Raw genomic sequence first — 6351 nt, 5'->3', positions numbered from 1 at the left:
ATCAGGCATGGTGCTCCCAATGTCGGATGCGGCGTGAACGCCTTATCCGACCTACGTGTGACGTGTAGGCCTGATAAGACGCGATAAGCGTCGCATCAGGCATGGTGCTCCCAATGTCGGATGCGGCGTAAACGCCTTATCCGACCTCGTGTGACCTGTAGGCCTGATAAGACGCGATAAGCGTCGCATCAGGCATGGTGCTCCAGACGCCAACAACTTACTGCTGTGACGCCTGCTGAAACAGGTGTTCCCACATATCGGTTACCAGCGCCTGGTCACGCGGCGACAACTCACCGGCACCAATGGCTTTTTCCAGACTTTGACTAACGGTTGTATGTACCGCCTGAGCGGAGTGGTCATCACCACTTTCCAGTTCTGCGATAGCTAATGTCAGGTGGCCACGCAAATACCCACTGGCAAACAACTCATCATCACTGGCATGGTCAACCATACCGTCGATTAATGCCAGAATGCGTGATTCAAACTCCGCGATCATCTTCTTTCCTCATTGTAAAACGTGGCGCCGGCTTCAGTTGAGCGCTTCCGGCCACGGGAACTGTTCCGCCGTAATTTCCGGCGTGTGATAATAATTTTGTAGCGCTTTAATTAAGCGTGCCGGACGTTCTGGAATACCGTCAGCCAGATAATCCATCACCTGCGCATGTACTCGCCGTTGAAACACCACACGATCCGGTTCGAAGTCTCCTTCCAGATTGTCGCAACTGACGTTAAACGGATATCCCGCCGCCACGCAGAACAACCAGTCCAGCGCCTGCGGCTTCACTTCAACATCTTCAAACTGACTTTGCGTTTGGGCATCGCGTCCGTCCGGGCAATACCAGTAACCGAAATCAACCAGCTCACGGCGCGCTTTCCCGGCAATGCACCAGTGCGAAATCTCGTGAATTGCGCTGGCATAAAAGCCGTGGGCAAAGACGATTCGGTTATACGGTAATTCCGCATCAGCAGGAAGATAGATCGGTTCGTCGTCGCCTTTAATCAGACGGGTATTAAATTCATCGGCAAAGCAGCTATTAAAAATTTCAATCAACTGCTCATAGTGGTGTGTACTGTTCATTAGTTCATCCCCAACCAGTGGAGGATCTCCTGTCCATGGCTATCGTAAAGTAATTTGGCACTCATCACCGCCGAGACGATAACGATCATCGGGCGGATCAGCTTTTGTCCTTTGCTCAACACCAGTCGTGAACCCATGCGCGCGCCGAGGAACTGCCCCACCAGCATCACAAATCCCGTCGCCCAAATCACTTTGCCGCCGAGAATAAACAGCAGCAAACCGCCGATGTTTGACGTTGCATTAAGTAATTTGGCGTGAGCCGTGGCTTTGGCGAGGTTGAATCCGCACAGCGTAACGAAGGCCAGCGCGTAAAACGATCCGGCAGCTGGCCCAAAGAATCCATCGTAAAAACCGACACAGCCACCGGCAATTAACGCGAAGGGTAAACCGTACATCCGGCGCTGGCGATCTTCTTCACCCAGCTTTGGCATCAGCAAGAAATAGAGGCCGATGCAAATCACGAGGATGGGCAATATCTGCCGTAATATATCGGCCTGAACATATTGCACCAGCAGTGCGCCACTCATTGAGCCGACAAAGGTCATGGCGATATTGAGTTTCTGATCGCTTAAACTAACCACTTTGCGGCGAATAAAGTAGATAGTGGCGGAAATAGAGCCACCGCAGGCTTGCAGCTTATTGGTTGCCAGCGCGTTAGCGGGAGACATCCCCGCCGCCATCAATGCCGGAATGGTGAGTAACCCACCGCCACCGGCAATCGAGTCGATAAATCCCGCCAGCATGGCGACAAAAAAGAGGACGCCCAGCAGCAGCGGGGAAACCATAAACAGGCTATTAAACGTTTCCATTAGATCACGTGCTCATCCAGTAGCGCCTGGCAGGAAGGCGGCAACGGAGGCGGTGTCTTCTTCTCAGGCTTTGTTGTTCCCGGTTTTGGAGGTTCAAACCAGCTTTGCAGTTCTGCCCCGCAACCATCGCCTGGTGGCGGTAAAGGTTGATCTTCACACTCCAGACTATCGGCAGGACAACGTAATCGTACATGCATATGCGCACGATGCTGGAACCAGGGTCGCACTTTGCGCAACCAGTCGCGATCGGTGCCCGCATCAAGGCAAAGTTGTTGTTTAATCGCCGGATTAACAAAAATGCGCGTGACGTCTTTGTCCTGGGCGGCGAGCTTGATCAAGCTGAAAATTTCTGGCTTCCACAACGTGGGGACAACGTGTTTACCGTCGCGGGAAACCAAATCTAACGCTTGCGGGCGCAAGAGTTGCGCGGAGGTCCAGCGTGTTTTCGGCAGTTGCAGGAAGATATCGACATCCAGTCCGGTCTGGTGGCTGGCGTGACCGCCGTTGAAACGCCCACCAGCAGGCATTCCCATATCGCCAATCAACACCGTACCCATGCCCAGATTGCTCACCTGGCTACTCAGGCGCTGGATAAACATCACCAGATCCGGGTGTCCGAAATAGCGACGCTGATCGGTACGCATGACCTGATAATGTTCGGACTGTATCGGCAACGTGTCAGCGCCGACGATACAACCATTGGAAAAACTGCCTATCGATTGTGCGCTACCCGGCACAGGTTGGGTTATTTTTTGCCACGGCGTCGCTGCCAGGCTGGCGCTACTGGCAAGCAGGGCCAGCAGCGCAATCGCAGTTTTGTTCATTTTTTACCAGCGTGGAATATCAGTCTTCACATCGGCATTTTGCGCCCGTTGCCGTAACAGGTGATCCATTAAAACGATCGCCAGCATCGCTTCAGCGATCGGCACTGCGCGGATCCCGACACAAGGATCGTGACGACCTTTGGTGATCATCTCAACTTCTTCGCCAAAGCGGTTAATGGTGCGCCCCGGCACGGTAATGCTGGAGGTCGGTTTCAGCGCCATATGGGCAATGATTTGCTGCCCGCTGCTGATACCGCCAAGAATGCCGCCCGCATGGTTGCTCTGGAAACCGTCTTTGGTGATTTCGTCACGGTTCTGGCTGCCGCGCAGCGCCACCACGTCAAAACCATCACCGATTTCCACGCCTTTCACCGCGTTGATGCTCATCAACGCATGGGCGATGTCGGCATCCAGGCGGTCAAAGACCGGCTCGCCAAGTCCGGCGGGGACGCCACTGGCAACAACGGTGACTTTCGCGCCGATGGAGTCGCCCTCTTTTTTCAGTGCGCGCATCAGTTCATCTAAGGCTTCGATTTTGTCCGGGTCCGGGCAGAAGAACGGATTTTGCTCGACCTGCGACCAGTCTTTGATTTCCAGCGGAATGTCGCCCATCTGGGTCAGGCAGCCGCGGATTTCAATACCAAATTTCTCGGCGAGATATTTTTTGGCAATCGCCCCTGCCGCCACACGCATGGCGGTTTCGCGGGCGGAAGAACGTCCGCCGCCGCGATAATCGCGCAGACCGTATTTTTGTTCGTAGGTGTAATCGGCATGACCCGGACGGAAAACGTCCTTAATCGCACTGTAATCCTGAGAACGCTGGTCGGTATTTTCGATCAACAAGCCAATGCTGGTGCCAGTAGTAACGCCTTCAAAAACACCGGAGAGAATTTTGACCTGATCCGGCTCGCGGCGCTGGGTGGTATAGCGCGATGTCCCTGGGCGACGACGGTCAAGATCATGTTGCAGGTCCGCTTCTGTTAGCGGAATGCCTGGCGGAACACCATCGACGATGCAGCCGAGCGCCAGCCCGTGCGATTCGCCGAAGGTGGTTACGCGAAAGAGTTGTCCAATTGTGTTTCCAGCCATCACGGCTCCGTTATTGTTGTGTTTGCGTGTTTACTTAATCTTTATAAATCGCGAAATGTTCACGTGCCGCAATAAGCTGCGCTTTGGTGAGCATAAACACACCATCGCCACCGTTATCAAACTCCAGCCAGGTAAACGGAACATCCGGATATTGTTCCATAAGATGTACCATGCTGTTGCCGACTTCACAAATCAGCACGCCATCATCAGCAAGGTAATCTGCCGCATTACCGAGAATGCGACGCGTCAGTTTCAGGCCGTCGGTGCCAGATGCCAGCCCCAGTTCCGGCTCGTGGCGGTATTCATTTGGCAGGTCAGACATATCTTCCGCATCGACATACGGCGGGTTAGTGACAATCAGGTCGTACTGCACTTTCGGTAAATCACGGAACAGATCGGAACGAATCGGGATGACGTTGTGGATCAGGCCGTGTTCTTCGATGTTCTGTTCGGCAACCGCCAGCGCGTCTGGAGAGATGTCCACCGCGTCGACTTCCGCTTCCGGGAAAGCATAAGCGCAAGCAATAGCGATGCAGCCGCTCCCGGTACACATATCTAAAATGTGCTGCGGTTGCTTGCTGATGAGTCCGGCAAATTTATTGTTGATCAGTTCACCAATCGGCGAGCGCGGCACCAGCACACGTTCATCGACGTAAAATTCATGGCCGCAGAACCAGGCTTTGTTGGTCAGATAAGCCACCGGAATGCGCTCGTTGACGCGGCGGATCACGCGCTCAACAATACGGTGTTTTTCGCTGGAGGTCAGACGCGCATTGCGCATATCTTCCGGAATATCCAGCGGCAGGTAGAGCGACGGCAACACCAGTTGCACGGCTTCATCCCACGGGTTATCGGTGCCGTGACCGTACCAGATATTTGCCGCGCTGAAGCGGCTCACCGACCAGCGCAACATGTCCTGAATGGTTTGCAGCTCATTTACTGCTTCATCAACGAAAATTTTATCCACGTATTCCTCCAGGGCATGATCGCAATAATTTCGGCGGCTAGTTTGCCATGAAGATGACGATAAATCAGCATTCACGCGGAGATGACACAGGAAAATTATGTTTTGTCCGATCGATTGGGCTGCGAGTCGGGTAAACTGTAGGAAAAGAAAAAATAGAGATGCATAGATGAAAAAGAAAACAACACTTAGCGAGGAGGACCAGGCTCTGTTTCGCCAGTTGATGGCGGGGACTCGCAAGATTAAGCAGGACACGATTGTCCACCGACCGCAGCGTAAGAAAATCAGCGAAGTGCCGGTTAAGCGGTTGATTCAGGAACAGGCTGATGCCAGCCATTATTTCTCAGATGAGTTTCAGCCGTTATTGAATACCGAAGGTCCGGTGAAATATGTCCGCCCGGATGTGAGCCATTTTGAGGCAAAGAAACTGCGACGCGGTGATTATTCGCCGGAGCTGTTTTTGGATTTACACGGTCTGACGCAGCTTCAGGCCAAACAAGAGTTAGGCGCGTTGATTGCCGCCTGCCGCCGTGAACATGTGTTTTGCGCCTGTGTGATGCATGGGCATGGTAAGCATATTTTGAAGCAACAAACACCACTGTGGCTTGCGCAACATCCGCATGTGATGGCGTTTCACCAGGCCCCCAAAGAGTACGGTGGTGATGCGGCGTTATTGGTGTTGATTGAGGTGGAAGAGTGGCTGCCACCTGAGTTGCCCTGAATGCTGAACCGGATACGACATAAACGCCGTATCCGGTTTGGTCGCTACAACATATTCAGCACATACTGGAATCGGCAAGTGGAATCTATAGGTTTCGGTGTAGTGGTATCGACACGTACCACAATATCGTGCAGTTGCTTGTCAGTTATCGCATGTCGGTTTGGTATGGTTGTCACTTTGTTATCGGTACAACCATATGACGTAAAAGTGATCATTTGCGATACAAAGCGACAATATGCGCCACGATCGTCAAATTGGCTACCATCACACAACTTGCCATCCTTCATCAAAAAGGTGGGGAGTGTATTTTCGATTACCCCTCCAGTGGATTTCAATGATAATAGCTTGCTACGTACTACCGAATTTGGGCTCCATGAAACATCATAAGGGTCTAAAGGAATCGGCGGACATGTGGAGTTAAAAGTCGATGGTCCCATATAAACAACACCACTTCTTCTTGATTGTGATTTGATATTACTGGTCACTATCCAGGGACAGCCACCAGGATCTCCTTCAACGATGATGTCCATGATCACCTTGTTACAAGTAAATTCTCCCGATGCCGGCAGCCCTGGACAATTCGATGGATCAATAGATTCCCCACTTTTCACATTAATTTTGGGGGCTGGCCCTGGCCCATTCCAGGATATATTCGGAATATCTCCGACCAGAAGAATATAACCATCCCGGTGATATTCTCCCTGATATACACCTGATGAGGTTTGAACATTAAGTTCATACCAGGTTGAGGTATTAAAGTTACCGGCATAACCCATGTCGGTGTGCATATCACGAAACGTTATTGATGCCATCGCGGTAGGTAACATCAATACAAGTAAGCAAAAAAAATAGCGTAATTTTTTCAT

At 52.0% G+C, this 6351-nt stretch carries 8 protein-coding genes; 1 reads left to right on the top strand and 7 read right to left on the bottom strand.

Translation table 11 applies throughout. The features are described from left to right. Positions 1-217 precede the first annotated feature (217 nt). Genes AACU94_RS04380 through prmB form a run of 6 tightly spaced genes read right to left on the bottom strand, consistent with a single transcriptional unit; the run spans position 218 to position 4767 of the window. Positions 218-496, bottom strand: coding sequence for a YfcL family protein (locus tag AACU94_RS04380; protein ID WP_000559761.1), 279 nt, complete (start codon positions 494-496; stop codon positions 218-220). 33 nt (positions 497-529) lie between these two features. Further along, complete coding sequence (epmC, locus tag AACU94_RS04375) at positions 530-1078, bottom strand: elongation factor P hydroxylase (protein ID WP_135488985.1); 549 nt, start codon at positions 1076-1078, stop codon at positions 530-532. Further along, positions 1078-1887: a sulfite exporter TauE/SafE family protein gene (locus AACU94_RS04370; RefSeq protein WP_064526496.1), complete on the bottom strand. Its 810-nt coding sequence runs from the start codon at positions 1885-1887 to the stop codon at positions 1078-1080. Before AACU94_RS04370 ends, epmC begins: the two co-directional genes overlap by 1 nt. Next, positions 1887-2711, bottom strand: coding sequence for a penicillin-insensitive murein endopeptidase (gene mepA / locus AACU94_RS04365; RefSeq protein ID WP_001043813.1), 825 nt, complete (start codon positions 2709-2711; stop codon positions 1887-1889). Before mepA ends, AACU94_RS04370 begins: the two co-directional genes overlap by 1 nt. Before the next feature lie 3 nt (positions 2712-2714). Beyond that, positions 2715-3800, bottom strand: coding sequence for a chorismate synthase (gene aroC, locus AACU94_RS04360; RefSeq protein WP_001353064.1), 1086 nt, complete (start codon positions 3798-3800; stop codon positions 2715-2717). A 34-nt stretch (positions 3801-3834) separates the two neighbouring features. After that, complete coding sequence (prmB, locus tag AACU94_RS04355) at positions 3835-4767, bottom strand: 50S ribosomal protein L3 N(5)-glutamine methyltransferase (RefSeq protein ID WP_130207278.1); 933 nt, start codon at positions 4765-4767, stop codon at positions 3835-3837. Positions 4768-4933: 166 nt separating this feature from the next. On the opposite strand from prmB, the gene smrB reads away from it, so the two are divergent. Next, positions 4934-5485: an endonuclease SmrB gene (gene smrB / locus AACU94_RS04350; protein WP_000730806.1), complete on the top strand. Its 552-nt coding sequence runs from the start codon at positions 4934-4936 to the stop codon at positions 5483-5485. A 44-nt stretch (positions 5486-5529) separates the two neighbouring features. Here smrB and AACU94_RS04345 read toward each other — a convergent pair whose 3' ends face one another. Then, positions 5530-6351, bottom strand: a complete 822-nt coding sequence (locus AACU94_RS04345) for a StfH/YfcO family fimbrial adhesin (RefSeq protein ID WP_135488984.1) — start codon at positions 6349-6351, stop codon at positions 5530-5532.

This window comes from Escherichia sp. E4702, from assembly GCF_963883545.1.
Taxonomy (GTDB): domain Bacteria; phylum Pseudomonadota; class Gammaproteobacteria; order Enterobacterales; family Enterobacteriaceae; genus Escherichia.
Note: the sequence above shows the minus strand (reverse complement) of the source record. Positions and strands in the feature narration are given on the sequence as shown.

What these genes read in the sequence shown, in the direction of transcription:
- AACU94_RS04380 (WP_000559761.1), bottom strand. Translation starts at nt 496, where the DNA reads ATGATCGCGGAGTTTGAATCACGCATTCTGGCATTAATCGACGGTATG.
- epmC (WP_135488985.1), bottom strand. Translation starts at nt 1,078, where the DNA reads ATGAACAGTACACACCACTATGAGCAGTTGATTGAAATTTTTAATAGC.
- AACU94_RS04370 (WP_064526496.1), bottom strand. Translation starts at nt 1,887, where the DNA reads ATGGAAACGTTTAATAGCCTGTTTATGGTTTCCCCGCTGCTGCTGGGC.
- mepA (WP_001043813.1), bottom strand. Translation starts at nt 2,711, where the DNA reads ATGAACAAAACTGCGATTGCGCTGCTGGCCCTGCTTGCCAGTAGCGCC.
- aroC (WP_001353064.1), bottom strand. Translation starts at nt 3,800, where the DNA reads ATGGCTGGAAACACAATTGGACAACTCTTTCGCGTAACCACCTTCGGC.
- smrB (WP_000730806.1), top strand. Translation starts at nt 4,934, where the DNA reads ATGAAAAAGAAAACAACACTTAGCGAGGAGGACCAGGCTCTGTTTCGC.
- AACU94_RS04345 (WP_135488984.1), bottom strand. Translation starts at nt 6,351, where the DNA reads ATGAAAAAATTACGCTATTTTTTTTGCTTACTTGTATTGATGTTACCT.